The sequence below is a fragment of the Paenibacillus sp. NPDC055715 genome, from assembly GCF_053617595.1.
Genome location: NZ_JBSHGA010000005.1, coordinates 251,058 through 277,672 on the forward strand (window position 1 = coordinate 251,058; position 26,615 = coordinate 277,672).

General features: G+C 44.6%; 22 protein-coding genes and 4 pseudogenes. 21 read left to right on the plus strand and 5 right to left on the minus strand.

Going from position 1 to position 26,615, the window contains the following annotated elements; genetic code table 11:
- The first annotated feature begins 135 nt into the window (after positions 1-135).
- The gene (fumC, locus tag ACWGOO_RS11375; protein ID WP_452483399.1) at positions 136-1,524 is read left to right on the plus strand and encodes a class II fumarate hydratase; all 1,389 of its coding nucleotides are present in this window, start codon (positions 136-138) and stop codon (positions 1,522-1,524) included.
- 483 nt (positions 1,525-2,007) lie between these two features.
- Positions 2,008-3,129: a phosphodiester glycosidase family protein gene (locus tag ACWGOO_RS11380; RefSeq protein ID WP_452483401.1), complete on the plus strand. Its 1,122-nt coding sequence runs from the start codon at positions 2,008-2,010 to the stop codon at positions 3,127-3,129.
- An 89-nt stretch (positions 3,130-3,218) separates the two neighbouring features.
- Here the strand turns inward: ACWGOO_RS11380 and ACWGOO_RS11385 are convergent, their stop codons facing one another.
- Positions 3,219-3,758 carry a helix-turn-helix domain-containing protein gene (locus tag ACWGOO_RS11385; RefSeq protein WP_452483402.1) on the minus strand — a complete coding sequence of 180 codons (540 nt, stop codon included), beginning with the start codon at positions 3,756-3,758 and terminating at the stop codon, positions 3,219-3,221.
- 270 nt (positions 3,759-4,028) lie between these two features.
- Between ACWGOO_RS11385 and ACWGOO_RS11390 the strand changes: the two genes are divergently transcribed.
- Together ACWGOO_RS11390 and ACWGOO_RS11395 are read left to right on the plus strand one after the other, a co-directional pair.
- Entirely contained in the window at positions 4,029-4,442 is a 414-nt protein-coding gene (locus tag ACWGOO_RS11390) for a DoxX family protein (RefSeq protein ID WP_452483404.1), read from the plus strand.
- Positions 4,443-4,490: 48 nt separating this feature from the next.
- Positions 4,491-5,360, plus strand: coding sequence for a VOC family protein (locus ACWGOO_RS11395; RefSeq protein ID WP_452483406.1), 870 nt, complete (start codon positions 4,491-4,493; stop codon positions 5,358-5,360).
- Between the two features lie 72 nt (positions 5,361-5,432).
- On the opposite strand, the gene glsA is transcribed toward ACWGOO_RS11395, so the two are convergent.
- Complete coding sequence (gene glsA, locus ACWGOO_RS11400) at positions 5,433-6,371, minus strand: glutaminase A (RefSeq protein ID WP_452483408.1); 939 nt, start codon at positions 6,369-6,371, stop codon at positions 5,433-5,435.
- Between the two features lie 566 nt (positions 6,372-6,937).
- On the opposite strand from glsA, the gene cysC reads away from it, so the two are divergent.
- Positions 6,938-7,540, plus strand: coding sequence for an adenylyl-sulfate kinase (gene cysC / locus ACWGOO_RS11405; RefSeq protein ID WP_452483410.1), 603 nt, complete (start codon positions 6,938-6,940; stop codon positions 7,538-7,540).
- Between the two features lie 196 nt (positions 7,541-7,736).
- A complete protein-coding gene (gene katA, locus ACWGOO_RS11410) occupies positions 7,737-9,194 on the plus strand; it encodes a catalase KatA (RefSeq protein WP_452483521.1) in 1,458 nt (485 codons plus the stop codon).
- Positions 9,195-9,381: 187 nt separating this feature from the next.
- Here katA and ACWGOO_RS11415 read toward each other — a convergent pair whose 3' ends face one another.
- Positions 9,382-10,692, minus strand: a complete 1,311-nt coding sequence (locus ACWGOO_RS11415; RefSeq protein WP_452483412.1) for an MATE family efflux transporter — start codon at positions 10,690-10,692, stop codon at positions 9,382-9,384.
- 1,109 nt (positions 10,693-11,801) lie between these two features.
- Between ACWGOO_RS11415 and ACWGOO_RS11420 the strand changes: the two genes are divergently transcribed.
- From ACWGOO_RS11420 to ACWGOO_RS11485, 14 genes and pseudogenes are all read left to right on the plus strand, one after another.
- Positions 11,802-12,056, plus strand: a complete 255-nt coding sequence (locus ACWGOO_RS11420) for a transcription termination/antitermination NusG family protein (protein ID WP_452483414.1) — start codon at positions 11,802-11,804, stop codon at positions 12,054-12,056.
- Positions 12,057-12,105: 49 nt separating this feature from the next.
- Positions 12,106-12,225, plus strand: a pseudogene (locus tag ACWGOO_RS11425) (antiterminator LoaP); the annotation flags it as partial.
- A 44-nt stretch (positions 12,226-12,269) separates the two neighbouring features.
- Positions 12,270-13,979, plus strand: a pseudogene (locus tag ACWGOO_RS11430) (phosphopantetheine-binding protein); the annotation flags it as partial.
- Between the two features lie 247 nt (positions 13,980-14,226).
- Positions 14,227-14,403: a hypothetical protein gene (locus ACWGOO_RS11435; RefSeq protein WP_452483416.1), complete on the plus strand. Its 177-nt coding sequence runs from the start codon at positions 14,227-14,229 to the stop codon at positions 14,401-14,403.
- 125 nt (positions 14,404-14,528) lie between these two features.
- Positions 14,529-14,732 carry a hypothetical protein gene (locus tag ACWGOO_RS11440; RefSeq protein WP_452483418.1) on the plus strand — a complete coding sequence of 68 codons (204 nt, stop codon included), beginning with the start codon at positions 14,529-14,531 and terminating at the stop codon, positions 14,730-14,732.
- 72 nt (positions 14,733-14,804) lie between these two features.
- Positions 14,805-15,089 carry a hypothetical protein gene (locus ACWGOO_RS11445; protein WP_452483420.1) on the plus strand — a complete coding sequence of 95 codons (285 nt, stop codon included), beginning with the start codon at positions 14,805-14,807 and terminating at the stop codon, positions 15,087-15,089.
- A gap of 264 nt (positions 15,090-15,353) precedes the next feature.
- Positions 15,354-16,553 (plus strand): phosphoenolpyruvate hydrolase family protein, encoded by a 1,200-nt coding sequence (locus ACWGOO_RS11450; protein WP_452483422.1) that lies wholly within the window; start codon positions 15,354-15,356, stop codon positions 16,551-16,553.
- Between the two features lie 141 nt (positions 16,554-16,694).
- The gene (locus ACWGOO_RS11455) at positions 16,695-17,912 is read left to right on the plus strand and encodes a Tm-1-like ATP-binding domain-containing protein (RefSeq protein ID WP_452483424.1); all 1,218 of its coding nucleotides are present in this window, start codon (positions 16,695-16,697) and stop codon (positions 17,910-17,912) included.
- A gap of 26 nt (positions 17,913-17,938) precedes the next feature.
- Positions 17,939-18,769, plus strand: coding sequence for a phosphoenolpyruvate hydrolase family protein (locus tag ACWGOO_RS11460; RefSeq protein ID WP_452483426.1), 831 nt, complete (start codon positions 17,939-17,941; stop codon positions 18,767-18,769).
- A 147-nt stretch (positions 18,770-18,916) separates the two neighbouring features.
- Positions 18,917-19,242: pseudogene (locus ACWGOO_RS11465) on the plus strand (tyrosine-type recombinase/integrase); the annotation flags it as partial.
- Between the two features lie 310 nt (positions 19,243-19,552).
- On the plus strand, positions 19,553-19,792 hold the full coding sequence (locus ACWGOO_RS11470; RefSeq protein WP_452483428.1) for an alcohol dehydrogenase catalytic domain-containing protein: 240 nt from the start codon (positions 19,553-19,555) through the stop codon (positions 19,790-19,792).
- 227 nt (positions 19,793-20,019) lie between these two features.
- Positions 20,020-20,199: pseudogene (locus ACWGOO_RS11475) on the plus strand (hypothetical protein); the annotation flags it as partial.
- Positions 20,200-20,954: 755 nt separating this feature from the next.
- Entirely contained in the window at positions 20,955-21,302 is a 348-nt protein-coding gene (locus ACWGOO_RS11480; RefSeq protein ID WP_452483430.1) for a helix-turn-helix domain-containing protein, read from the plus strand.
- A gap of 131 nt (positions 21,303-21,433) precedes the next feature.
- Positions 21,434-21,739 (plus strand): hypothetical protein, encoded by a 306-nt coding sequence (locus tag ACWGOO_RS11485; RefSeq protein ID WP_452483432.1) that lies wholly within the window; start codon positions 21,434-21,436, stop codon positions 21,737-21,739.
- A gap of 441 nt (positions 21,740-22,180) precedes the next feature.
- Here the strand turns inward: ACWGOO_RS11485 and ACWGOO_RS11490 are convergent, their stop codons facing one another.
- The gene (locus tag ACWGOO_RS11490) at positions 22,181-22,567 is read right to left on the minus strand and encodes a tyrosine-type recombinase/integrase (RefSeq protein ID WP_452483434.1); all 387 of its coding nucleotides are present in this window, start codon (positions 22,565-22,567) and stop codon (positions 22,181-22,183) included.
- A 295-nt stretch (positions 22,568-22,862) separates the two neighbouring features.
- Here ACWGOO_RS11490 and ACWGOO_RS11495 point away from each other — a divergent pair, with 295 nt between their 5' ends.
- On the plus strand, positions 22,863-24,839 hold the full coding sequence (locus ACWGOO_RS11495; RefSeq protein WP_452483436.1) for a LamG-like jellyroll fold domain-containing protein: 1,977 nt from the start codon (positions 22,863-22,865) through the stop codon (positions 24,837-24,839).
- Here ACWGOO_RS11495 and ACWGOO_RS11500 read toward each other — a convergent pair.
- Positions 24,820-26,613: a glycosyltransferase family protein gene (locus ACWGOO_RS11500; RefSeq protein WP_452483438.1), complete on the minus strand. Its 1,794-nt coding sequence runs from the start codon at positions 26,611-26,613 to the stop codon at positions 24,820-24,822. The two genes, ACWGOO_RS11495 and ACWGOO_RS11500, sit on opposite strands and share 20 nt — an antisense overlap.
- Positions 26,614-26,615 lie beyond the last annotated feature (2 nt).

The window sequence follows — 26,615 nt, forward strand, 5'->3', positions numbered from 1 at the left end:
CGATACATTCCTCCTCCGGTCTGATCGTAAAAAAGCGTTTGCAAAATATATGATAACGACTGAAATTTAATGTATAATAGGCAAGGAAGTCACTATATTTTGCCTTAGTTACATAGGCCAAGAGGAGGAAATGAGTTGAACTACCGCATTGAAAAAGATACGTTGGGTGAGATCAAAGTACCGGCAGACCGTCTGTGGGGAGCGCAAACACAGCGCAGCAAGGAAAATTTCCCGATTGGCTCTGAGAAAATGCCAGTAGAGGTTATTCAGGCGTTCGCAGTGCTCAAGAAGAGTGCAGCGATCAGCAATTATAAGTTGGGCAAGCTGTCACAGGAAAAGCAGGACGCTATTATTTATGCGGCGGACGAAATTCTTGCTGGACGGGTTGATGATCATTTCCCATTGGTCGTATGGCAGACAGGAAGCGGCACGCAATCCAATATGAATGTGAACGAAGTGATTGCTCATCTTGGAAGCCAATGGCTGCAAGAGCAGGGACAAGATGCAAAGCTGCATCCCAATGACGATGTGAACATGTCGCAAAGCTCGAACGATACGTTTCCGACAGCGCTTCATGTAGCGGGTGTCATTGCAGTGGAGGATCACTTACTGCCTGCTATTGATAAGCTGAAAGAAACCTTTCAGCAGAAATCAGAGCAATTTAAGGATATTATTAAAATCGGACGTACTCACTTGCAGGATGCCACGCCGCTTACACTGGGTCAGGAAATCAGCGGCTGGTATGCCATGCTGGACAAAAGCAAGCGAATCATCATCGACACGGTGCAATATATGAAGGAGCTGGCGATTGGCGGTACAGCCGTGGGCACGGGTATTAACGCTCATCCGGAGTTCGGTGACCGAACCTCTGCGGAGATTTCCAGCTTCACCGGCAAAACATTCACGTCCGCACCAAACAAATTCCATGCACTGACGAGTCATGATGAAGTGGTTGCCGTACACGGAGCAGTTAAAGCACTCGCTGCTGATTTGATGAAAATCGCTAACGATGTTCGTTGGCTGGCAAGTGGTCCGCGTAGCGGCTTGGGTGAAATCACGATTCCTGCTAACGAGCCGGGCAGCTCGATCATGCCGGGCAAGGTCAATCCGACCCAAAGTGAGGCACTTACGATGGTCGTAACACAGGTCATGGGTAATGATGCAGCTATCGGCTTTGCTGCGAGTCAGGGTAATTTTGAGCTGAACGTGTTTAAGCCAGTCATTATTTATAATTTCCTGCAATCCGTGAATCTGCTAGCGGATTCAATTGTAGCTTTTAATGACAACTGTGCGGTCGGCATTGAGCCGGATCTCACCAAAATTGAGCACAATTTGAATAATTCGCTGATGCTGGTGACGGCATTAAATCCGTATATTGGATATGAAAATGCAGCTAAAATCGCCAAACTCGCGCATGCGGAAGGTCTGTCTCTTAAAGAAGCGGCTCTCCGCAGCGGACTGCTGACCGAAGAGCAGTTCGACCAATATGTGATACCGGCGAATATGATTCAGCCCAAAGCATAAAGCGCGCTTTCGCAGCCCAAGTTCTATAAAAACATACAAACCAGCTCATGGTGTGCCGATTAGCACAGCTCATGAGCTGGATTTTTTGGTTATATATATTTTTACCTAAGATTAGTATTCTGCGTGATTTGAGGGTATATAGATAGAAGGCAAAAAAATGAACATCTATTCTCAAGATAGGAGAAGCCGTCATTTGGAACAGACAACTGTAATTAATTTTATAATGTAATTTTCCAAACGGTCCTTCACATTGATGTGGAGGGCTGTTTTAATGTGTTCTTTTTCGGTATGATGAATCTGTTAAAAAATTGACACTATCATTCTACAAAATTAGTTTATGATATTGTGGTTAGATGTCGCTGCCGATATGTTACCCTCAGAGGATAAAAATCAGCAGCATGGCTGTCCTGAACAATAAACCTTATCAGCTCATAGAGAACGGTTATATTCAAGACAGAAGTCAGCATACAGGAGAGATGACGAATGAAACCGGAAGTCTTGCCACAGCGTGCAACTGCCCGCAGGAAGAAAAACAAAAAAAAGAAACGAAAAGGAAAATTTGGTCGCTTTATGGTGCGGCTTTTTATTGTACTACTGCTCGCAGGGGTCGGGGGTAGCGCATGGCTGTTTTTGACGCCATCTGGCAACGACATGCGCTACTTGGCTGCGGATACGCTGATCACAACACAACATCGTCACTGGGCAAAATATTTTATTGGTGAGGCGGAGGCGCAGAAGCGAGTGGCCGAATATTCGGCCCGTTTCGAGCAGATGGGCGAGGAGAAAGACAGACATACGATCAAGCTGCCTGATCTGACACCGACCAAGATGCAGCAAACGCCGCTGGTTGAAGTAGAAGAGGTATCCGGTCGTAATTATCACGGCTATGTGATGACGGTGCATGACCCAACTAAAATCAGACTCGGGATTCCTGCCAAGGTAGGCAAAGGAGAGAGAGTATCCAGTATGGTAGAGCGCCTGGGAGCTGTTGCAGGCGTAAATGGCGGCGGCTTTGCCGATCCCAACTGGAATGGGAATGGCTTTAAGCCGATCGGCGTTGTTATTTCTCAGGGCCAGCTATACTACAATGATATGGGGAAAAACGCTTCTGCCCAAATCGTAGGTATAGATAAGCAGGGGAAAATGGTAGCTGGGCATTATTCACTGTCCGAGTTATCCAAAATGAACGTGCAAGAAGCGGTTACCTTCCAGCCACGCTTGATCGTGAATGGTAAAGGTCTTATTCGCGATGCAAGCGAAGGATGGGGAATTGCTCCCCGTACGGCAATGGGGCAAAGAGCAGACGGCGCGATTATTTTTGTGACCATCGACGGGCGTCAGCCGGGTTACAGCATCGGTGCCAATTTGTATGATATGCAAAACATTTTACTTAAACACGGAGCGGTTATCGGTGCTAATCTGGACGGTGGATCATCGACCGTGCTCGTCAAGGATCATGCCATTGTGAATAAACCTTCTTCTGAATACGGCGAGCGGTATTTACCGACAGCATTCCTTGTATTCGATCATCCAGAAAACGTAATTATTCCTAATATTTGGAAAGGTTTGAATCCTGGAGACATTGATGCAGCCAAGAAAAGATAGAGTTGGACTTGTAAAGTGAGAAAAATATAAAAAGCGTGTACCGCAGAAGTGAAAAATGACTTCCCGGTACGCGCTTTTTTTTGATTCTATTAAGCGTCATTCTCTGCTTCGAGAAATATGGAGATCAGAACACGTGCGTTGTTTTCTCCAATGTTTTTGGCATAATGCGGAATGGCCGCTCTCCAGCTAAAGGAATCTCCCGCTTCGAGGGTAGCCGAATCCTCGCCTTGCTCCACATATAACGTGCCTTCCATAACAAAATGAATCTCATCGCCCGCATGTGCATGCGCTTCTTCTGTGGATGAGCCTGGTGGCATGTTCACCAGCATCATTTTGACGTTACCCTGACCCCCCAAATGGTCAACCTGAAGCTTATTTTTGCCATAGACCGTTTTACGTCGCTCGTCTTTGCGAATCACCTGCATCCGTTCCTCTTCTTTGAGCAGCAGAAAAGCGAGGGGCACCTTAAGTGCATTAGCGATGCTGTCCAGTGTAGCAATGGAAGGGGAGGTTTTATTGTTTTCCACTTGGCTCATAAAGCCTTGAGATAATCCGGTTCGTTCGCATATTTGCTGGATGGATAAATTTTTACGTTTACGCGCGGCGCGTATGTTGCATCCTATACCCATAGAGCGTTCCTCCTTTAAAGAAATATAATGTATACTAATTTATTATTTATCATATCAAATATTTTGTTGACAGACTATAGTTTCTTATGATAAATTCACATGACAAAATAATTATTCCTATTACTAATAATTTGAGTTTGATTCCTACTTATATAAGTTACAGCTTAGAGCAAGATCATTTTATTTTTCAACCAAATTATTAGTAATATAAAATAATTATTAATATGTGCTCGTACGGGTGCAAAAAATATTCAGAATGGAGAGATAAATATGAGTTCAGCAAGCAGAAACATTTCTACAATTATGCGGGTGGCGTTGGGTATCTTGTTTTTGGCGCACGGAATTGCTAAATTTCAAATGGGACTGGGCAATGTGGCTGGCTGGTTTTCCAGTATTGGTGTTCCGGGATTTCTAGGTTATGTCGTTGCAATAATTGAGTTAGTCGGAGGAATTGCTTTAATTCTGGGATTGCTTACCCGTTATGTATCTGGTCTTTTTGTTATTGTATTAATCGGTGCGATTTTCACAGCAAAATTGTCCAGCGGTCTAATGGGTAATGGTCAGGGAGCAGGTTATGAGCTGGATATTGCTTTTATTCTGGTAGCGCTGCATTTGGTATTTGCGCCGCCGACTCGTTTGTCTCTGGATTCTTTGTTTAGCCGTCGTACTTCAACAGAAAAGTAATTTATAATTAGCACAGTCCTCCAATCCATATAGAAAGCGGGAAGTCTCATGACAGCACATATTCATGACAACACCAGAATTGGGCAGGTTTCATTAAAGGTTAGTAATTTGGAGCGCTCTATTCAATTTTATACCGAGGTTGTTGGCTTCCAACTGCTGCGTCAAACGTCGGATACCGCTGAATTGACAGTCGACGGAAAGCATCCGCTGTTAACCCTTAAGTTTATTGAAAATGCAGTTATTCTTCCGCGCCAATCCGCAGCCGGATTATATCACTTTGCTATTCTTGTGCCGAACCGCGTGGCTCTGGGCCTGTCTCTGCGTACTCTGCTTGTTCATGAGATTGAAATCGGACAGGGGGACCATGATGTAAGTGAAGCTCTGTATATCCATGATCCGGATCATAACGGGATTGAGATCTATGCGGATCGCCCTCGTGATCAGTGGAAGAAAGATGCAAATGGGTATTACATTATGGGAACAGATCCTGTGGATGCAGAAGGCTTGATCGCAATTTCCGAAAATGTACCTTGGCAGGGGCTGCCCGAAGGAACGGTAATTGGACATGTTCACTTCCATGTATCTAATTTGCTCAAGGCGCAGCAGTTTTATTGCGATGTGCTCGGTTTTGACATTACATGCCGCTATGGCTCGTCTGCTATGTTCGTATCCGCAGGTGGTTACCACCACCATATGGGCTTGAATATATGGGCAGGGGAAGGGGCGCCCCCAGCTCCCGAGCATGCTGCAGGCCTGGACTATGTTGAGCTGATGGTGCCAGATCAGAAGGAACTGGAGGCCGTTATCGCCCGTTTGACTGCAGCAGGTTATGGAGTGCAGGAACGCGATGGTGCCAAGTATGTAGCTGATCCGTTCCACATTCATATCAAACTGGTTAACGGCGGCCAAACCGTTTAACATATCAGGAAAGTAAAAGAAAAGGGTATTCCCGTAAGCCGCATAGGCTGGGAATACCCTTTTATTCGTGAACTAAAACAAACTCCAATCCAAATCCCGCGACATGGTCTCCAGCAAGTGTACACCCGCCGTACTGTTGCCCATACGATTCAGGGAAGGGCCAACCAGTCCAATGCCATATCGTCCGGGCACCATCGTCATAATGCTGCCAGACACGCCACTTTTGGCAGGCAGCCCGATCTGAATGGCGAACTCTCCGGATGCGTCATACATGCCGCATGTGGTCATAAAGGTTTTGGCGATTTGCACATAGCGGCGGGGAATCAGCGGTACATCCGTGACCGGATCACGTCCATTGTAGGCTAATATGAGCCCCATGCGCGCCAAATCCGTACAGTTCAATTTTATAGCGCAATTCCTGAAGTAAACCTCCAACACGTCCTCAACATGTCCGCGCAGAATTCCCTTTTCCATCAGGAAATAGGCAAGAGAACGGTTCAAATGGCCTGTGGCAGATTCTGAATTGTAGACATCCTGGTCATACTCCAGCGTGTCATTACGGGTAACCAGACGGAAAAATTGCAAGACACGGGCAAGCTTCTCTTCGGGACTGTTCCCACGAATTAAAGAGGACACGGCGATGGCTCCGGCATTAATAAACGGGTTAAACGGGATGCCCGGCTCGACCAGTTCCAGCTTCAGCATGGAATTAAAACGGTCTCCGGTAGGCTCCATACCGACCTTGGAGAAGACAACATCTTCACCATTATCCATCAAGGCCAAAATAAGCGTGAATACCTTCGAGATGCTTTGCATCGTAAAGCTTATATCAGTATCTCCGGCTACCACGGTTTCGCCGGTTCCGTTTATCACGACGACACCCAGCGCGTCCGCTGGGGCTTTGGACAATTCGGGAATATACGATGCCACCTTGCCATGGATATACTGATGACGGCTTTGTTCCACCCATTCAGGCAGTTTGCTCTGTATTCTTTGCCACTCCGATGTCATTTTTTTCCTCCAATCGAGTAACCATCCTGTGGTATTGTTATTGTAGATCAAGATGTGATAGCTATACGCCTATTCTAAAGATATTTCTGGTCAAAAGACAAGCTTTAATTTTTAATTGATTAGATAAAAGGAGGTAGTTGATTTGTCATCTGACAATGAGCTGAATTTTGATTATGCTGTGAAAATAAAGGAGTAAAGCGAAAATAGAGCAAATAAAAAAAACGGCAGTTTGCTCTGTAATCTCTGTCATCTGATGTCATTTCTTTCCCTCCAGTCGAATACCCATCCTGTAGTATCGTAATTGTAGATAAGATCTAATAGCTGTACGCTATTCTAAAGATATTCTCTGTCTAAATTTTGCCCCTATGTTCTTCATTCGCTGTAGCTTGAGCATGTTTCACGATCCAGTAACGGACTGCCCGCAGGAAAAAACGATTCATCAATTATTTGAGGAGCAGGTGGAGTGCACACCGGAGCAAGTGCCAGTCGTATTCGGGGACAAGCACTTAACGTATGCTGAATCTTTGGTATGTACAGTGATAAGTGATGAAAAAGGAGATTGCTGAATGAATCCAAATTCGAACGTCACCTGGCATGCGTCAGACGTTGACAAGCAAGCGCGCCAGCTTCTAAATGGGCATAAAAGCCCGGTACTTTGGTTTACGGGGCTGTCTGGCTCGGGAAAATCAACGGTATCGTCTACATTGGAAAAGGCATTATTTGCACGAGGCATACGCACATTTATTTTGGATGGGGATAATGTTCGGCATGGTTTAAATCGCAATTTGGGTTTCCTGCCCGCTGACCGCAAAGAAAACATTCGTCGTATTGCTGAAGTAGCGAAGCTGATGTCGCATGCGGGGGTGTTGACGATTTGCGCTACGATCTCTCCTTATCGTGAGGATCGTGAAATGGTAAAGGATATTTTACAGCAGGAAGGCTGTTATGAAATCTATATCCAGTGCAGTCTGGAGGAATGCGAGCGACGTGATCCCAAAGGCATGTACAAGAAGGCAAGAGCCGGAGAAATCCGTCATTTTACCGGTATTGATGCGCCTTATGAAGCACCTTTGGAGCCTGAACTCATCGTATCCACTGAAGGCCGGGAGATTACCCAGTCGGTTCAGGATATACTGGATTTTCTCGACAGGGAGCAGCTGTTGCTCTAATCTTCGTCAAACCTTTTTCAAATCTTCCTGAAATCTTCATTATCTAAAATGGAATTCATGTTTAAATAGAATAGACCTCTCGATCTTGAAGCCGTCTGAATTCCCCACTGATTTTTCAGATATTCGGCACCAGAGGCGGGAGGTTTTTTGCTTACAGCACATATCCAACCAATTCATTCAAGAGGTGATTTCAATGATGAGTAAACAGCCAACCAACCTGACTACCAGTTGGGGCGCTCCTGTCGGTGATAATCAAAATTCCATAACGGCTGGATCACGTGGCCCTACATTGATTCAGGATGTGCATTTGCTGGAGAAGCTCGCGCATTTTAACCGAGAACGTGTGCCGGAGCGTGTGGTTCATGCCAAGGGTGCAGGGGCGCACGGATATTTTGAAGTCACTAATGATTTATCTGCCTATACAAAAGCAAGCTTTTTATCTGAGGTGGGCAAACGCACACCGATGTTTATCCGTTTTTCTACGGTTGCCGGTGAGCAAGGCTCGTCCGATACGGTACGCGACCCGCGTGGTTTTGCGGTGAAGTTTTATACTGAGGAAGGCAACTATGATCTCGTAGGAAACAACACACCCGTATTTTTCATCCGGGATGCGATCAAATTTCCGGACTTTATTCATACGCAAAAACGTCACCCTCAAACTCATCTAAAAAACCCCAATGCCGTTTGGGATTTCTGGTCCTTATCTCCTGAATCGCTGCATCAAGTAAGTATTCTGATGTCCGATCGCGGCATTCCCGCCACACTCAGACATATGCATGGGTTTGGTAGCCACACATTCAAGTGGGTCAATGCCGAAGGGCAGGCGGTATGGGTGAAATATCACTTTAAAACAGAGCAAGGCGTTCAAAATCTCGATGTAGATCTGGCTGCCAAAATTGCCGGTGAAAACCCGGATTATCATACCGAAGATCTGTTTAATGCCATTGACAAAGGTGATTTCCCTGCATGGAAGCTTCATGTGCAAATTATGCCTGTGGAGGATGCGGACACATACCGCTTTGATCCATTTGATGTGACGAAAGTATGGTCGCAAAAGGATTACCCGCTGATCGAGCTGGGACGCATGGTATTGAATCGTAATCCTGAGAACTATTTTGCAGAAGTAGAGCAGGCAACGTTCTCTCCGGGTTCATTCGTTCCCGGTATTGAAGCTTCTCCGGATAAAATGCTGCAAGGACGCCTGTTTGCCTATGGAGACGCACATCGCTACCGTGTAGGCGCAAATCACAATTCATTACCGATCAATCGACCGCTTGCGGAAGTACACAACTATCAACGTGATGGTGCATTGCGTAGTGACGACAATGGCGGCAGATCGGTCTATTATGAGCCCAACAGCCTTGGTGGACCCAAAGAGTCACCAGCGCACAACATCGCTCCTTTTGAAGTATCGGGCGAAGCCCAAAGTGTAGCTTATGACCATCATGACCACTACACTCAGCCGGGTGACCTGTACCGTCTGCTCAGCGAAGAAGAGCGTGCGCGTCTGGTACAAAACATCGTGGGTGCGATGACGCCGGTGGAAAGTGATGAAATCAAGCTGCGTCAGATTGGACATTTCTACAAGGCTGATCCTGAGTACGGACGCCGTGTAGCCGAAGGTTTAGGCCTGACCATTCCTCAAGGCGAATAGAGGCATTTGTATACTTTAGCTTCAAAGGTTTCTCCATAAAATAAAAGGATGTCCCAACGCCGTCATATAGATGGTTGATGGGACATCCTTTGCTTTTGAGTATGATGTAAAACAGGTGTTTAATGTGATCCGTCCTCGTAGCGGTCATAGATCCACGCATGTACACATCCTCTAGCACTATAAATTGCTATATTCTCTGCAACCGAGGCAAATAGATCACAAGAAACAGCGACCGCCCTAAAGCAAACACGATGAACGAAAGCCAAAGCCCATGATTCCCATAATGGGGAACGCACCAGAACAGCGCGATCAAAAAGATGACCAATGAAATGAGCATTGAATTACGGATCGGATACGTCACCGTCATGCCTGTAAATACACCGTAGAAGACCAGTCCCAGTCCGGCGGCCAGTGGAAAGGCGACTAGCCAACCGTTATATGGACCCGTAAGGCTGATCACCGTAGCATTATCGGTAAACAGACGGATTAGCGGCTCTTTCAATACGAAATACAGCCCACCCGTTAGCACGCTAGTTAACATCGTCCAGCACCAGGATAAATGAATAACTCTTTGCAGCATTTTTTGATCCCTTGCACCCCGGGCCTGACCCGTCATAATGCTGCTGGCGTTGGCAAAACCATCAAAAAAGTAAGCCATAAGGTAGTGGATCTGCAGCAAAATAGCATTCGCCGCAAGCTGATCGGTTCCAAAGCCCGCACTGCGCGATGTGAATAGATTAAACATCGTCAGCAGGCAGGCTGTGCGAATCATAAGGTCAAGGTTCGTTGCCATGACGTTTTTCAGCTCCGAAGCTCCAAACCACCCCCGCCAATCCCGCTGTCCGCTGCGCTTCCATTCCTTCCAGACCGACGAACGAAGCACCAATACAAAACCCAGCACACATGCGAAGACCTCAGCAACTAGAGTAGCACCAGCCACACCTGCTACATCCCATTGCATGATTTGTGTGAACAAAATAGCCAGCACCATATTGATGACATTCATGGAAATTTGCAAAAGCAGTGTAGCCTTTACGCGAGACAATCCCATTAGCCAGCCGAGTAGTACATAGTTCACCAGCGTGAGGGGAGCTCCCCAAATACGAATATTAAAATAAATTGATGCCTGCGTCGCCACATCCTCAGCAGGATGGATAAGCTGGAGGGAGGCTAGAAGGATCGGCTTTTGTAGCAGAATGAACAACGCACCGATCACCAAAGCAATCCCCATCGGACGCATGAGGGCGGCTATACTCTGGTCGTTATTTTTAGCCCCGGCAGTTTGGGCTGTAAAAGCCGATGTGCTGACTCGCAGAAAGCCAAACAGCCAATATAGAGTATTGAAAATAAGGGTACCCACTGCCACACCGCCCAAATAGGCAGAATGGCTCAAATGTCCGATTACCGCAGTATCTACCGCACCGAGTAGCGGGGTCGTAATCGTTGAGATAATTAAAGGAATGGCTAAAGCAAGATAGGCTCGGTGGGATGGCCACATGTTAAAAAACCCCCAGATACTAAAGTTCAAACCGTTCAACTGATTCAAGAAGAAGGTAAACCTGTCTCTCAAGTAGCGAGAGAATGGGCATCTCCGCGAACACGCTGTATCGTTGGAAGCCGAACACAACCAAGATGGAGCGTTTTTCTAACGGAACGGGTCTGAGCCCTTTTGTTTAATGTCTCCCAATACTCCGTGCTTCTTTATCCATCCTGCGAATGTATCAGCTGGTGAGAGCTTCCTTACTTAAGCAACTTGTGGATTTACCTTAGCTGAGTTGTAAGTTTCCTGGCTCTTAGTCAGACCCACAAGCATTCGAGCGACCTAACCGCATAACTTCACAATAGTTTTCATTTTCTTAGGTTTTTTCAAATCGACATTGTATTGGTGAAGGGCTTTTTGTCATACTGTCTTCTGCTAAACTGGCCCCTCGTTTTTGTGAAATGGCTTCCAATCTCTCCAAATCTGGTTTACCCAGCAATATCAAGAGTTTGTTTGAAGATTTGAGCTACGAAAGTTGAGTGAATTATTAGAAAACCAATAATTCATTGGGTTATGCAACGCTATTTACATAACCTCTCAAAAAAAAGTTTACAAGGATTGAATTTTCCCATTCGAAGTTATATTATATAGCCAAGTGGTTAATTTAGGGTTTATATTCCAGAAAAAATGTTAATGCGAAAGGCGTAACTACATTCCACAAGGGTGTGAACTTCATCATCATCTATTCCTATATTTTGATTTAATGAAATTACTGTCAAACAATAATCTACATAGATTCATCAAATATAAAGACTGTTTTTCGTAAACGATGAAAAGCTGGCTAATCTCAGACTCTTTTATTCTTTGTACTGAAGCGAGAATAAGATGAGCCTGTGAAACTTGAATAGGCTTAGCTCCTTTACGTGAACTTCTTAGCCTTCCTCATTGGTTGCACATAAACGGTCATTTTTCTCACCCCGAATTGTAGTTAATACTAATAATTACCCATTTTGAGGAACTGCGATGTCGGATGGGGCACTAGAAGCGAAAAGGCGGGGAATACAATGAAGAGTATGGACTGGTATGTGCTTTTTGTCAAAACGGAAGGAGAAGACTTAGTTTGAAAGATGATTAATAAGTTTTTTGACGGAACGATCATTCAGGCTATCGTACCTAAAAGGAGAATCATTGAACGCAGGCAAGGGGAGGACTATGAGGTTTGTAAAACCATGTTTCCCGGTTATGTTTTTGTGAAGACACATATGAACATAAAAACTTACTACGAACTTAAGAAAATACCAGGCTATCACCGGCTTTTAAATAAATATAAGACCCACAACATACGCGATATGAAGTCGCACGAGATTGACATTGGGGAATGATGAAGAGGACGCTCCCGGCTATTTGTTTTCTAAAGTTGATAGCGAAGAAATGGACCAAATACTACAGCTTTTAGGTAATGACGATGTGATAGATTTTTCGAACCTGTATGTAGAAAATGCAAGAGTAACCGTGCGTGATGGTCCGCTGAAAGGGAAGGAAGGTAAAATAAAGAAGATTGATAAGCGGAAGAAAAGAGCTAGAATTACTTTGAGATTTATGGCCCGACTGAAGCCACGATCTATTCAACAGTGTACTCTTGCTCGGATCGTGATCATTCATGGACAGTTACGCCGATTGGCAGACCTATATCCAATGTCTATGTCTTGGACAGTCATTTAAAGCCTGTTCCGATTGGAGTGTCTGGCGAATTGTATATATCTGGAACGGGTCTGACTCAAGGTTATTTGAATAATGAGCGTCTTACTCAGGAGAAATTTATAGACCATCCGTTTGAACCGGGTACGAGAATGTATAGAACAGGGGATTTGGCCCGGTGGTCGCCAGATGGTCTTATCGAATATTTGGGAAGACTTGATTTCCAGGTGAAAATCCGAGGCTTCAGAATTGAGCTTGGGGAAATTGAGCATCGTCTTCATACCCATCCTGCTATTTCTGATGCGATTGTGGTTAAGCATGAAATGATAAAAGGAGAAGGAGCGCTGGTAGCGTATCCTGCGGTGGAGAAGCGCTCTGCATCTGCTTGTTATCAGATTCTCTCCATGCTGAAGGAAGGTGTTTTAGAGCACAATGATTTATATGAATTACCGAACGGAATAGAGATATGCGGTGTGAATCAGCAAGACACTGAAGCACTCTTTCGAGATAATTTCTTGCATATGCTCCCAGGTGTTGACTTGAAGGAAGGAGATTGTGTACTGGACATAGGGGCTAATATTGGGATGTTTGGTCTTAGCCTGGCGACCAAAGTTGAGAACCTCAGGATTTATTCCTTTGAAGCCAATGACTCTATTTACGAACGACTAAGCTGTAATAGTCGTATTGCGGACGGTGATGCATTGATCCCAATACAGGCCCAGTTCTCCAATACCATATACGGTGATAAGGAAGGCGAACAAGCTCCAATTACCACAATTTCTGAACAAATTCGTCGTCTGGAACTGAAGTCGGTAGCGCTGCTGAGAATTGCCGACGGTCAAAACAGAATGGACATTCTTGAAGGCATTGAACCTCAGGACTGGGAGAAGATTTATCAACTTGTTATTATGGTTGACTCTGACGATGTTGAAATGAGAAAGCTTCAGGAGCGTCTTTATGCGGAAGGCTTTGAATGCCAGTTGGTTCATCAACGGGCAGAATTAACAGGCGGATTAAGCAAGCTGTCTGCAAAACGTATTAATACCAGGACGGCTCCAGTGAATCTTCAGAGCGGCAGCGTCGGATTGAAGTATTTGGGGCCTAAGAAGGTGCAAGATTTGCTGGTTTCCCATCTGGAGTCCCATTTACCGGCTTATATGATACCATCCAGAATTATGCTCATGACGGAGCTTCATCTCACTAAGGTTGGCAAGATCAACCGTAAAGCGCTTCCGGTTCCTGCCAAAGCCCTTCAGTCATCCGAGAGAAACACGAGGGCCAATAATCAGGCAGAGGAGCTGTTGGTTGCCATCTGGGCTGATTTGCTGGGGATGAAAGAGGAGGAAATCAGTATCCATGCAAGCTTCTTTAGCTACGGAGGTCATTCGTTGCTCGTAACGAAGATGCTGAATCGGATCAAACATAGTACGGGCGTTGAACTTCCCATTAAAACTATATTTGCTAGCCCGACCATTCTTGCAATTTCTTCGGAGTTGAGTCGATTCACGTTAGGGGAATTTGACTATGAGTCTCGGATTGCAGATCAAATATTGCAAGGGATTGAGATGATAGTGGGACTTTCGGAGGATGAGATTAGCAAGATATAGAGAAGAATAAATTAAACAATCATGAACTCTCGTTCGTAAACCTAGCATGAAAATATCAGATCAGTCTGATCAAGGACTGCTGGGAGCACATTGAATACTTGGAGAAATCAAGTCGGTTGATAAATGTGTAAAAAAATTCAATTTTTAAGCCCCGTTGATTTAATCTTATAAATGAAGTGCACCCCTTAGAATGGACATTGGAATAAACCCCTGGTTTATCCGATGAATTTCTAGGGGTTGCATTTTTATGCTAGCGAAAAAAGGACAGAAGTTTAAAGAGTATACGTTTGAAATCCAAGTAGAGGCCATACGGCTTCATATCGAAGAAGGTTGGACATATCGTAAACTCATGGAGAAGTTCGGGATTGCAGATCGACATTGGTTGAAAGAATCGATGCGTTGGAAATCTGGATGCAAGAGATGAGGCGCGCAAGTATGTAACGATTGAGAAGGCCGCTAAAGAGTAAGAGTATCCAGTTAGCGAACTCTGTAAGCTATTACGGGCGCAGAAGGCGTTTCGAATCAGGAATTAGCTAAGTATAAAAAACTATGTGGAAGCAGGAAAATCTAGAGATGGTTTGGAAGCTTCAAAAATGGGTTATAGATACCAGATTTAACAACAAAGAGGAACAAGTTAAAGTATACAACGAATATGTATACACAGGCCGCTCACTTTCCGGCGTAGTCTTAAAAGCTACAAATGAGGAAATTGGTAATTCCGTGAAGGTAAGAGGACACGTTTACGAGAATTAAGATTTAGGATGCAAGGAGATCTGAAGCTTTGCTCTTCGGGTCTTGCTACTTTGTTTTCTATGGAGGTTGCAAATGGTTTTGCTAAAAGATAGTTCTACTAAAGAAGCGATTCGAGAGCAATATGAACAAATTTGGAGTGAACTTTTAAATAAAGATGAGGAAAAAGTGGAACATGTGTTGAAGAAATTGGAATATGAGTTGCTGCCTACCCGTCAGAAAATCCTAAGACCATTGAAAAAAATCCTGTCCCCATTTAAAACTCGTCTTATATGGATTATCCTCTTTAGTGTGATTGCATTCTATCTTGTAGCTTACGTCTTATTTATATATATATCTTTATGGGTTGAAGATTATTAAAGACGTTTCTGGGAAACCGGAAGCGTCTTTTTTTGTTTGACAGAAGTCGCTCGGAGCTGAGGCGTGGGGAGTGGAAAATTAATCTACCGAATTTTTTTCACAATACTTTACTTGGGGGTGTACAATGGGCGACAAGAAGGAGGAAAAAGACATAGTAGAGCATATTGTCTATATCCATAATCAGGAATTACAAAAATCAAATGGATTAAGTGCATTCGCATGGGTATTGAAGAGAAATCGGTAGAGATGAGGGGCTGATGGAGCTTGAACAGAACAGCCATACTGGAGCGTCTTCAATCACAGCTGCACGAGGGTAATCACATCATTGGCGTCTCGACAGGCACGGGGATTACAGCCAAGTATGCAGCTCATAGCGGAGCGGACTTTATATTAATGCTGAACTCCGGCAAGTTTCGCCAGATGGGGAGAAGCTCTCTGGCGGGCTTTTTGCCGTTTTGCAACAGTAATGATATGGTGATGGATTTTGCGTCAAGAGAAATTGTGCCGTTGGTGAGGCATGCTCCCGTGCTCTTTGGACTGAATGCGAATGATCCAACCAGAGAAATGGCAGATTATATTGAGGAAATTAAGGACAGAGGCTTTTCGGGAGTCAATAATTATCCGACTGTCGGCCTGATGGACGGATTGTTCAGAGAGGCTCTGGAGGAAGACGGAATCAGTTATGACAGAGAGGTTGAGACCATACGCCTGGCCCATCGACAGGAGTTGTTTACGGTGGCCTTCGTATTTGACGAGCTTCAAGCGGCCCAAATGATCGAGGCGGGGGCAGATGTAATCTGTGCTCATCTCGGCCTGACCGAGGGTGGATTATTGGGCGCGCGGAAGGTTGTATCCTTAGAGGCCGCCAAATCAAAGGCGCTGCGCATTTTCGATGCCTGCAAGCAGCTTAAGCCGGATTTGATCAAGATGATATACGGCGGTCCGGTAAAGACGCCGGTCGATGTCCAGTACATGTACAGCAACAACACAGACATTATGGGCTATATTGGCGGGTCTGCTTTTGAACGAATTCCTTCGGAGAAGTCAATTACGGCAATTACTCGCGATTTTAAGCGCCTGGGCAAGCTGGAAGAGGACGATTTTATGGCCAAAATGCTGAACGGCATCACCACACACTATGATTACGTTGATTTTGTCAAGGAGTATGTGGCACAAAACTACAGCAGTGAAATTGTTTTTTCGGATCTGGCCAAGGTTGCTCATGTTTCGCGCAGCTATTTGAGCAGCTTGTTTAAAAAGGAGGTTGGCTGCAGCTTTCAGATCTATCTTGTGAGCTTCCGCATAAATAAAGCCGTCACGCTACTCCATGCGCCGCAGTTTCAATTATCCGAGGTGGCTGGGATGGTAGGGTATCCGAATTATGCCCAATTCAGCAAAATGTTTAAAAAGCTTAAGGGCTGCTCTCCCAGGCAGTACAGATCTAACCTAAACACAAAAACATAGAACATAAAAGCGTTTTCACGAATAAACAGGACCAGTATGATGAAGTTATAGCGATCGTACTGGTTTTTCTGTTAGGGAAAAAATCAGCATGCTACCTGCGATCGAGCATTGTTCTAAAAGATCATACGAGGAGGCAGCAGAATGAAGACCATCGCAATAGCTGGAACGTTTGATACGAAAGGCGATGAGTATCTTTACATCAAGAGGATTGCAGAGCAGCTTGGGATGGGGACCTTGATGATTCATACAGGAGTATTCGAGCCAGCCTTTGTTCCGGATGTATCCAATCGGGAGGTCGCCCGCGCCACAGGCATGGAAATGGAGGAGCTTGCGGCAAGGAAGGATCGGGCTTTGGCTACAGAGGTTTTGTCCAAAGGACTGAAGAAGCTGGTACCACAGCTGTACAAGCAGGGTAAATTTGACGGAATCATTTCCTTTGGGGGCACTGGTGGAACCTCACTGGTCGCACCGGCCATGAGAGCCCTGCCAATTGGCGTTCCGAAGGTGATGGTATCGACCGTTGCATCTGGAAATACAGCTCCATACGTAGGCACGAGTGATATTGTCATGATTCCCTCAGTGGTGGATGTAGCAGGATTGAATTCGATTTCTACGAAAATATTCACAAATGCGTTATTTGCGATGGCGGGAATGCTCAAGTTTGAGCATACGCATAAACCGGAGAAGAAACCGCGGGTTGCAGCCACGATGTTCGGAGTGACGACGCCCTGTGTGACAGCGGCAAGAAAATATTTGGAGGAACGGGGCTACGAGGTGCTTGTGTTCCACGCCACGGGTATCGGAGGGCAGTCGATGGAGGCGTTGATCGAAGCGGGCTACATTGAAGGGGTATTGGACTTGACGACGACTGAGTGGGCGGATGAGATCATCGGCGGTGTCTTAAATGCGGGGCCGCATCGTTTGGAGGCTGCAGGCCGCAATCGCATTCCGCAGGTGGTCTCGGTGGGCGCCTTGGATATGTGCAATTTTGGGTCGACAGATACTGTGCCGAAGAAATTCAAGGATCATAAGTTTTATCAGCATAATCCGACCGTAACCCTTATGAGAACCACGGTGGCAGAGAATGAACAGATCGGCAGGAAGCTTGCGGAGAAGCTGAACATGGCAAAGGAAAGCACAGTGCTAATGCTACCGCTTAGAGGCATCTCCGCAATTGATGTGGAGGGGCAGCCTTTCTACGGCCCGGAGGAGGACCAGATGCTGTTCGATACCCTGCGTCAGCATGTGGACATCTCGATTGTTGAAGTGATTGAATTGAATTGTGCCATCAACGATCCGGCCTTTGCAGAGGCCGCAGCTCAAAAGCTGATCGCTCTCATGCATGCATCAAATTCCTAATGAATCCAATAAGGAGGATATACGAAATGAATAAGCTGACCAGATCAGAAATTATGGCCAAATTCAGGGAAGAGGTAAAGAAGGGTAAAATTCTCCTCGGTGTCGGGGCAGGCACAGGCATTACGGCCAAGAGCAGTGAAGCGGGCGGAGCGGATATGCTGATCGTATACAATTCCGGCCGGTACAGAATGGCGGGCCGCGGCTCACTGGCGGGCTTGCTTTCCTATGGAGATGCCAATCAAATCGTCGTTGAGATGGGAGCCGAGGTGCTGCCCGTCGTCAAGCATACGCCTGTTCTGGCAGGGGTATGCGGCACCGACCCGTTTCGAATGATGGAGGTATATCTGAAGGAGCTGAAGGAGCAGGGCTTCAGCGGTGTTCAGAACTTCCCTACAGTAGGCTTGATTGATGGGGTGTTCAGACAAAACCTGGAGGAAACCGGTATGGGGTACGACCTGGAGGTTGAAATGATCCGTATCGCCCATGAGTTGGATTTGCTGACCACTCCGTATGTTTTTGATCCCGCTCAGGCGATGGCTATGGCGGAGGCGGGAGCCGACATTTTGGTTGCGCATATGGGCTTGACGACCAAGGGCACGATTGGCGCAAAAACAGCGCTGACCCTGGACGACTGTGTAGAACGAATCGAGGCGATTATTGAAGCCGGTCGAGCTGTGAACCCGGATATAATGACTATTTGCCACGGTGGACCAATTGCAGAGCCGGAGGATGCGGCTTATGTCATTGAGAGAACGAAGGGCATTGATGGATTCTTCGGCGCGTCCAGCATCGAGCGCTTTGCGGCGGAGAAGGGTATTACACAGCAGACAGAGTCCTTCAAGTCGATTCGGAAATAGCGTGTTAGCAAGTGAAATATGCTTGACGAAGGAGCCATACACCACTTTGTGCAGTGGTGTATGGCTCCTTCGTCTGATTTGCGATTTTCGCAAATTGTACAGTATACGGTGCACTTTTAATGCAAGCATTTTAAGTTCACCGTACAGCAGGTAAGAGAAACGAGATATAGCCCGGAAAGAAGTGAAAGATTTTTGTTTATTGCAGCACCTGTAGGACGCAAAGGTAAGAATAGACGTTTAACACAACGTTCTATCGAAACCTTGTTGAGAAATATGCAACAGCATTCGGAAAGCCAGCTTTGACGATTCATTCTTTGAGGTATTCATTTGCAACGCGTTATCACATTGAGAATAATGATGTTCCAAAATTAAAGAATCAAATAGGGCATTCTTCAATACAAACTACAATGATTTATACGCACTTAACAGATGATCAACAAATGAGAGACGCTGTAAATAACATGGATAAATGATTGAGAAAAAAAACACAGAATTTTGACACAAATAGACACAAAAATCAAAGTACACACATTTAGCTGATGACGATCTGAAGACAGTGGTCAATAAATATTTAAATTTTTTCATGCAATAACTTTAAGTTCAATTGTTAACTCAACAACATTTAATGAAGATAAAGTTATGGGATAGGGGAAATGAATCATGCAATAACTATAAGTTCACTAATTATGTGGTTTTAGAATAATATAAGAAAGGCCCAAGGAAACTTATTACATTTCCCGTTTTATGCTTTGAGCTGAGGGTGAAAGGAATGAGTATAATCATATGAAAGCAATGATGCTAAGAGAATTTGGTAGACCAAACCAACTGAAGCTGGAAGATATAGAAACGCCTAAACCTGGTTCGAAAGAGGTCGTCGTGCGATTAAAAGCGGCAGCTCTTAATCGACGGGATTTGTTAGTCATACACGGCCGATATCCGGGTACCAAGATGCCTGCTATTCTCGGATCTGACTTGTTATATAAACATGACATGAAAAAAATATGCTTTTTTATGTTTTATTGACAAGCATGGACAAACACTAAATTTGGATAATCACGTAATATATATAAAATCTAAAGGGGGATGAATATTTGAAAATATATTGTAGACATCCATTTAATACCTCGAAAAGAGTCTGGGTCACTCAGGGGTGTGGACCTGGTCATATCCCCCCCGGGAAAGACTTGGTGTTTAATGGTATTTCATATTCAGGACAGACCGCACACGGACTGGGCACACCTGTTTATGCCATGGAATCGGGCACAGTACGATTTATAAGGCGAGGTTTACCGCATTGTCCAGATCCGAACAACTGCCCCGGGAATGATAATATGATTCTGGTCGAAGGTAGTGATCGGTACTACACCGGGTACCATCACGTTAGACCGGATTCCAGTATAGTGGAAAATCTGTCAATTCCAAGAGGAAGGTTCCTTGGAACGGTGGACGATTCAGGCCGTTCGTATGGAGCACATGTTCATATTGGACGATACAGTCCCGGTAATTTTGCAACTTGGTGGCATTCGGATAGAACTTCTTGTGATTGGGCTATAGTAGGTGTCGATGCACCTTACGTACCATTAGAGTGTATGTCACATCCACCTACCCCCGGCCATCCTCATCCATGGCACTTACTACCTTGACACTGGTCCAATTCAAATTGAATATTCGTAATAATTTTAATTTTAGAACTCATTTTCTCCAACCTTATATCTCCATAATTTCTAATATAAATATATTAAAAGGATTGGGGAGAAATCAAAATGAAGGAGTTACCTAAAATTAGAGTTACCGAAACAAATAAACCGTCTGCGGAACCGCTTAAAAATTTAGCTGAATATATGGTAAAGTTAACGACTCAATGAGTCGTTTTTTTATTTGGTTAAAAGTAATCCCCAAATTCGCAACAAACGGGGCAGAAGAAATTGTTGCGGTTGGAGATGAAGTCTACGATGTCTTATCGGTAACGAAGTGGTCATCAATCCAGGTTTGATTGTTGTCATAATCTCTAATTAGGCAAACTTGTTGTCAATAAAGGGGTAAACTTATTGTCACTGGACATAAAGAGTTAGTTGTCGCGATACAAAAAAATATTTTTCATCTCGCAATACAACAAATTTTCCGATATAGATATAAATATTATAAATTAAGGATTTTTTATATTTTATGGATAGTAGGTGAAACGGTGAAGACTTTGGGTGAAAAGATAAAGAGTATAAGAAAATTAAATAAGCTTAATCAAACCGACTTTTCATCGATTATTGGTATTTCTCAAGGTACATTAAGCGAATTGGAAAAAGATAAGTACAAACCATCCTTAGAAACCGTAATTGCCCTAAAACTAAATTTCGACATTAATTTAGATTGGTTGTTACTTGAAGAGGCGGTGATTTCTTATAGCGAATTATTTCACGTTAAATTAGATGATCTTGAATCAAAATTAATCTTAGGATTTCGAAAGTTAGACCTGAACGACAAACAGGAAATTGAGGAGATCGTAAATTTGAAGTTAAAGCGGTATAAAGATAAATGAATCTTCGCGTAACAATAAGGGAAACTCAGTATTCCAAAGACTTCTGCAGTTATGTTTTTAAGTGCACCTTAGGCATATGATCATCCGATTTATATTGACGCACACGGTTATCAATATAAATCTGGCAAGACATGAACGTAATTGTATTTGAAACGAGGACGGGGAAGAGGAAGTTGGACGGAGCTATGATGGAACTAGCTAAAACAGATGTACATGAAGCGATGAGAAAAGAACTTCAAGTGAACCAACTGCTCGTCGAAAATAGCGTCGTTTACCGCAACACACCACGACAGATTAAAATTCAAGTGTTTACGGATATGGCGCGTAACGAAGTTCTTCGCCATTTTCTCAATCTGGATACCTCCATGCAGACTCCGAACAGTTTAAAATCCGATCTCCTAATGAGCGAAGAATATCATCATTTATGTACAAAATAGGTGCTACCCGATATGTACATCATGTGAAAATAAAAGCAGAGCATCAATTGTTTCTGGATTACACGCACGCTGATTATAAAAGGAAGAGACATTTCCTCGATGAAGAATTGCCGGAACAACCGAAATTATCAAAGATATGGGGAGCATTTTTAAATGTTGTAGGTGCCATTTTTAGCATGAATAGAGATTATTGGGGACTTCCACTTCTAATCGGATTTGGATTATTGATATATCTTAATGAATCGCCATCTCCCGTGTCCACCAGATCTAGTTCTTCAAGTGGTTATCATTCTTCATCATCAGTAAACGAGTACACAATTGAGATGACTGAAAGTACAAGTATAGGAAATGGAGAAGAAAAATCAGTTTCAGATCTTCCACAAGTAATCGATGATTCTAATCAAACCGGTTTTGAAAACGAAGGAGACAGTGGGAATGATTCTACCAGTCCTGCTGAATCAACACATCGTCGATTCCTTGTTTTTTCAACCAAGTTAGTAGGAAGTGACGGAGTTTGTGCGGTGATAAATACTGAATCAGTCCGGCTTCCTCGGAATACTTGGCCAAAATCTTTCGGATTCCCCGATCCGTGTATTTTTTCTTCCAGGAGGACTCAAATAAATACACAGCATGCGTCTTTTTCATCGAATCTACATGCATGGACAGCAGTTCTTTGAAGGTCTGAGGGAAAGGAACAATCCGATCTATGCTCCCTTTCCCTTTATTGATCCGGATCTGGCAGTAATTTAAATCGATATCCGTCAGTTTTATATGGATTAATTCACTAACGCGGATGCCGGTGTACATCAGGGTTTTCACGATCACCATATCCTGAAAATTCTTTGCATTCCAGACTACCTCATAGTATCGTTTTAACTCTTCTTCAGTCGGGACATAGGGTGATTTTTTAGATGCTTTTGCACTTCGATTTCAAGCTTAACTCTTAGATGCTGAAACAGGCTTTTAAGATAAGCATAATCAAGTCGTTCTGCCCGCAAACTGATTTCACGTCGGAAGTTTCGGAACAGGTAGAATGGCCGTAAGATACCGCTTTATACATCTGCATAATTTTATCTAGACAGAATACGTATGATTATAATCATGTATTAAAATGAGGTGAAATATGCTAGGTGGAGGCTATCTTTCTTTCGCAGGGAAGGGCATTATGCTTGTTCAGTCTCATTTTCACGAGGCTCCTAATCACTTCACATATGAATTTTGGGTGAAGCCTGAAGCGGAAATTATGCTGCCTCTCCAGAATGTAACCGGTACAGAAGGGATGCAAGGACAGAGGTATGTTATCGGCGCTCAAAATGCGGGCGACGTCAATCAGGCCGGAGTAGGCGTTTCTGTTGGCACAAATGGAATTGCTGTCTTTGAGCATACCATAAACCATTTACCGCCGGTACTTGTTTACCCCACTGAAATTCTTGACTGGGTTCACATTGCAATCGTATATGAAGAGAAGACGCCTTACCTGTATATCAACGGGGAATTACGTAAAATAGGGTTTACCAGCTATAAATCCATAGTGTACCCATGCGGTGTGATGGGTGCTCTTCCGCCCTACGGTTATTATACCGGTGCTTTAGACGATTTGCGTATCTGGAAAACAGCCCTGAGCAAGGAGCAGATTACAGCTTTCATGCATGTGGAACTGACAGGTGCTGAAGACGGATTAGTCGGATGCTGGTCTTTTAACGAGCAGACTCCGAATGCTGCATTGGATTGTACGAATAATAAGTATCACGGAACGCTTCAGGGGACACAGTATCGTGTCCGGCATACCGTAGGAGCATTGCGGTGGGAGGGAAGGTACCCGAAATTTATAACTGACAATCTTGATTATTTGGAAAGATATCACTTCACCGGCGACGACCGTGAACAGGTACGCCCAATTGTACGGAATACGAGATGGACCGGTTATCAAACAGATGTGCTTATGTTGTTCAATGTATATCGTAACGACTATTATCAATTATATGCTCCTGTAGCGGATGCATTGGTACGGCAAGGACGCTCCGTTGCGCTTGCCGTGCCCCGAGAAGAAGCCAACGAGCGATCAACTTTTCATCCAAATGTGGCCATCAAAACGCTTCAGGATATAACGGCGTCCCAATCAATCCTGCAGCTGGCGAATGAATACTACAAAGAGCACCTGGCCCCGGCATTATCCCAGTGGTTTCTTGCCGAAGGGTTACCGGCTAAATATCAGATATACCTGAAACAATATTACAGGCAGTATGCAGCTGATTTTATGACCATGACGGCTTTGTTACATGAAATAAAACCGAAGATGGTTTATGCACTGCATTTTATATCTGAACCAGGATATCTCGACGCTATTCGCAACATGAATGAACAAAATTCAATCCGTATATTCCTTATGCAGCACGGATTTCTATTCGGAGATGAAGTCGATAGTCATGATTTTAAAGGAGCCGACCAAGTTCTGTTATGGGGAGATTACCACAAGAGGTTTCTGGATAATAAAACCGACGCACGAGCATCCATCTCTGTTGGAAATCCGAAGCTGGAATATGTGTATGAGCAGTTCAAGCTTAAACAGAATTGGACTGCTGCCCCTAACAAACCGAGAGTTTTGTATATTTCCTCTGATTCGCCTCAGCGGAGCATTAAAAGTAAGGAAAACCTGGAAATAGCTATAGAGGCGTTTAACTCCATATCCGGGATTGAAGTCACCTATAAACTGCATCCTGTGGAGAGCATAACTGATTATGACGAATATGTGAGCCAAAATCGGATTGCCCTTCAGCAATTATCTACACAGAATATGAATGAACTTCTATTGGAAACAGATCTTGTAATCGGAGATAATTCCTCCTCCGTATTTGAGGCTGCGGCTTTGGGTATTCCTGTCATACAAATATCTCTTCCCCACCAAAATGAGACTCATCTCGTATTTACGCGGGCCGCATCAGCCCAAGCTCTCAACAGTATCATACAGAAAGTAATTACGGATTCTTCATATCGTGAAAGTTTGCTCAGTAACCAGAAGCAATGGGCTGATCAAATGTTCGGAGAGATTGCGGGCAGTACGCAGCGGGTCGTCAACACAATTATGAGATTTCTTTCTTAATTGCTTGTATAGCCCCGATAAACTGCTGCGCCCTGGCGTGCCAAGTGTGCGCAGGCACCAATTGAGCTGCTGCATTTGCAATCCATTGCAGCTGGTCGGGCTGCGCTAACAGTTTTCCGATTCGTTCGAAAATATTTTGAGTCCGGTAAGGGATAAGCAGGATGTTCTTTCCATCCTGAAAATTATCTGCCAAAAATTGGTTGGAGTCGGTTAAACTAACCGCACCCGCCTGCATGGCGGTAAAAATACGCTCATGTGCACCGTATACAAGATTAGCTAGTACATTTAAAACGATCTTTGAATCATACATGTGAGCTTGAAGCGTTTTAAGGCTTACAGGCTCACGGTATGTTATATTCCTTCGGTTCGGAAACCCCCTTGGATTGTCCGTAAAGATGGTCATCGGCAAATCACCTAGCATTTCAACGATTTCCAGTCTTCTTCGCCCACGAATGTACAAATCAACTTGCTGCAGCAGTTGAACCAGCCTGCCGTCTTGAGTGTGATTAAACGGGAGCCCGTGAATTCGAAATGTTTGTTCGCAGATTTCCAGAAGAGAGTAGTCGTACTGATACATAGAGCGTTCTGCAACCTCGTCTAACACTGCACCATATTGAAGATCCTGCTTCCACCATTGCCGATGCTGGTCAGGGTCCAAAGACGTGCCTGCGAAGAGAAGATCTATACTTCGCTCACTCATGTCTTTTACCGGTGTTGAAGGCAGCTTATTCAATGCAGGCTGCGTAGAGAATAGCTTCAGTGAACCGTTATTAAAATATTTTTCGAGATAGCGAATATGTTCTTTATCCACGCAGGCAATAATTAGCTGTGGCAGGTTTCGTTCGAACGGAATGCGGTCAACGTGGAACATGGGATGATCGACCAAATAGCACAAAAAGGGAGCTGGCAGCTGGTGGGCATATAAACGGCTGCGAAGCTCATCGATACCATGGCCGTTCATCCCAATAATTAATTGAAGATCTGGCTGCAGGAGTAAATTTTCCAACTTTGCGTATGCAGAGGGTTGAAGTAGATCGATCACCTCAACAGTATAATCTAACTGTATAAAAGTCTTAGTCAAATCAAAGGCGAAATGCCTGGTGGCATCATAAGCGCTGGACTGGATAATTACCCCGATAAGACCTTTATTGGATGTACGGCCGGGTACCCAACTTGCCCCGAGAACATGTGCAATATCGCCATTAGCAACCTGATTGGACTCCACAATCCCGTTACCATCGTCGAATCTCCAATAACCGGTTAAACCCGGTTCATCTCCCTGCAGCTGGCTATGCATGGATAGAGTAATCTCCTGCTCCGTCCGTGCAACATTCCACAAACGAATTTCATCGAGTCCCCCAATAAAAAATCCATAGGGTGAAAGCCCCCCGAATGCGGCAGAAGCATGCACGCTTGCTATTGCGCTTGGACCGCCTATTTGAACCAGCTTCCCATTAATAAAAAGGAGTGGATTCCTCCGACTGTAAACGACCGCAATATGCGTCCATCCGGAAATGGACGCTTGATGCACCAGCACAGCTGGTAAATGGCAGTAGGTATGCTCATAAATGGAGACGCCGTTTGTGCCCACGGAGACGCCTATTCCGGCTTGACCGGGGTGTAGGCCGTGCCCGGGAGCGATCACGTAACGTTTGCCGCTAATACCGGCTGCGCCACTTATGCTAGGAAGGTCGATGTGATGCTCAGCAGCCGGATTGACCCAGAACTCGTACGTAAAATCATTGTAAATGTGCTCAAGAAAGCTCTTTGCCATGA

Excerpts from the sequence above, each read along its gene's own strand:
- ACWGOO_RS11380 (WP_452483401.1), top strand. The coding sequence starts at position 2,008 with ATGAAACCGGAAGTCTTGCCACAGCGTGCAACTGCCCGCAGGAAGAAA.
- ACWGOO_RS11385 (WP_452483402.1), bottom strand. The coding sequence starts at position 3,758 with ATGGGTATAGGATGCAACATACGCGCCGCGCGTAAACGTAAAAATTTA.
- ACWGOO_RS11390 (WP_452483404.1), top strand. The coding sequence starts at position 4,029 with ATGAGTTCAGCAAGCAGAAACATTTCTACAATTATGCGGGTGGCGTTG.
- ACWGOO_RS11395 (WP_452483406.1), top strand. The coding sequence starts at position 4,491 with ATGACAGCACATATTCATGACAACACCAGAATTGGGCAGGTTTCATTA.
- glsA (WP_452483408.1), bottom strand. The coding sequence starts at position 6,371 with ATGACATCGGAGTGGCAAAGAATACAGAGCAAACTGCCTGAATGGGTG.
- cysC (WP_452483410.1), top strand. The coding sequence starts at position 6,938 with ATGAATCCAAATTCGAACGTCACCTGGCATGCGTCAGACGTTGACAAG.
- katA (WP_452483521.1), top strand. The coding sequence starts at position 7,737 with ATGAGTAAACAGCCAACCAACCTGACTACCAGTTGGGGCGCTCCTGTC.
- ACWGOO_RS11415 (WP_452483412.1), bottom strand. The coding sequence starts at position 10,692 with ATGTGGCCATCCCACCGAGCCTATCTTGCTTTAGCCATTCCTTTAATT.
- ACWGOO_RS11420 (WP_452483414.1), top strand. The coding sequence starts at position 11,802 with ATGATTAATAAGTTTTTTGACGGAACGATCATTCAGGCTATCGTACCT.
- ACWGOO_RS11435 (WP_452483416.1), top strand. The coding sequence starts at position 14,227 with ATGCTAGCGAAAAAAGGACAGAAGTTTAAAGAGTATACGTTTGAAATC.
- ACWGOO_RS11440 (WP_452483418.1), top strand. The coding sequence starts at position 14,529 with ATGTGGAAGCAGGAAAATCTAGAGATGGTTTGGAAGCTTCAAAAATGG.
- ACWGOO_RS11445 (WP_452483420.1), top strand. The coding sequence starts at position 14,805 with ATGGTTTTGCTAAAAGATAGTTCTACTAAAGAAGCGATTCGAGAGCAA.
- ACWGOO_RS11455 (WP_452483424.1), top strand. The coding sequence starts at position 16,695 with ATGAAGACCATCGCAATAGCTGGAACGTTTGATACGAAAGGCGATGAG.
- ACWGOO_RS11460 (WP_452483426.1), top strand. The coding sequence starts at position 17,939 with ATGAATAAGCTGACCAGATCAGAAATTATGGCCAAATTCAGGGAAGAG.
- ACWGOO_RS11470 (WP_452483428.1), top strand. The coding sequence starts at position 19,553 with ATGAAAGCAATGATGCTAAGAGAATTTGGTAGACCAAACCAACTGAAG.
- ACWGOO_RS11485 (WP_452483432.1), top strand. The coding sequence starts at position 21,434 with ATGAACGTAATTGTATTTGAAACGAGGACGGGGAAGAGGAAGTTGGAC.
- ACWGOO_RS11490 (WP_452483434.1), bottom strand. The coding sequence starts at position 22,567 with ATGGTGATCGTGAAAACCCTGATGTACACCGGCATCCGCGTTAGTGAA.
- ACWGOO_RS11495 (WP_452483436.1), top strand. The coding sequence starts at position 22,863 with ATGCTAGGTGGAGGCTATCTTTCTTTCGCAGGGAAGGGCATTATGCTT.
- ACWGOO_RS11500 (WP_452483438.1), bottom strand. The coding sequence starts at position 26,613 with ATGGCAAAGAGCTTTCTTGAGCACATTTACAATGATTTTACGTACGAG.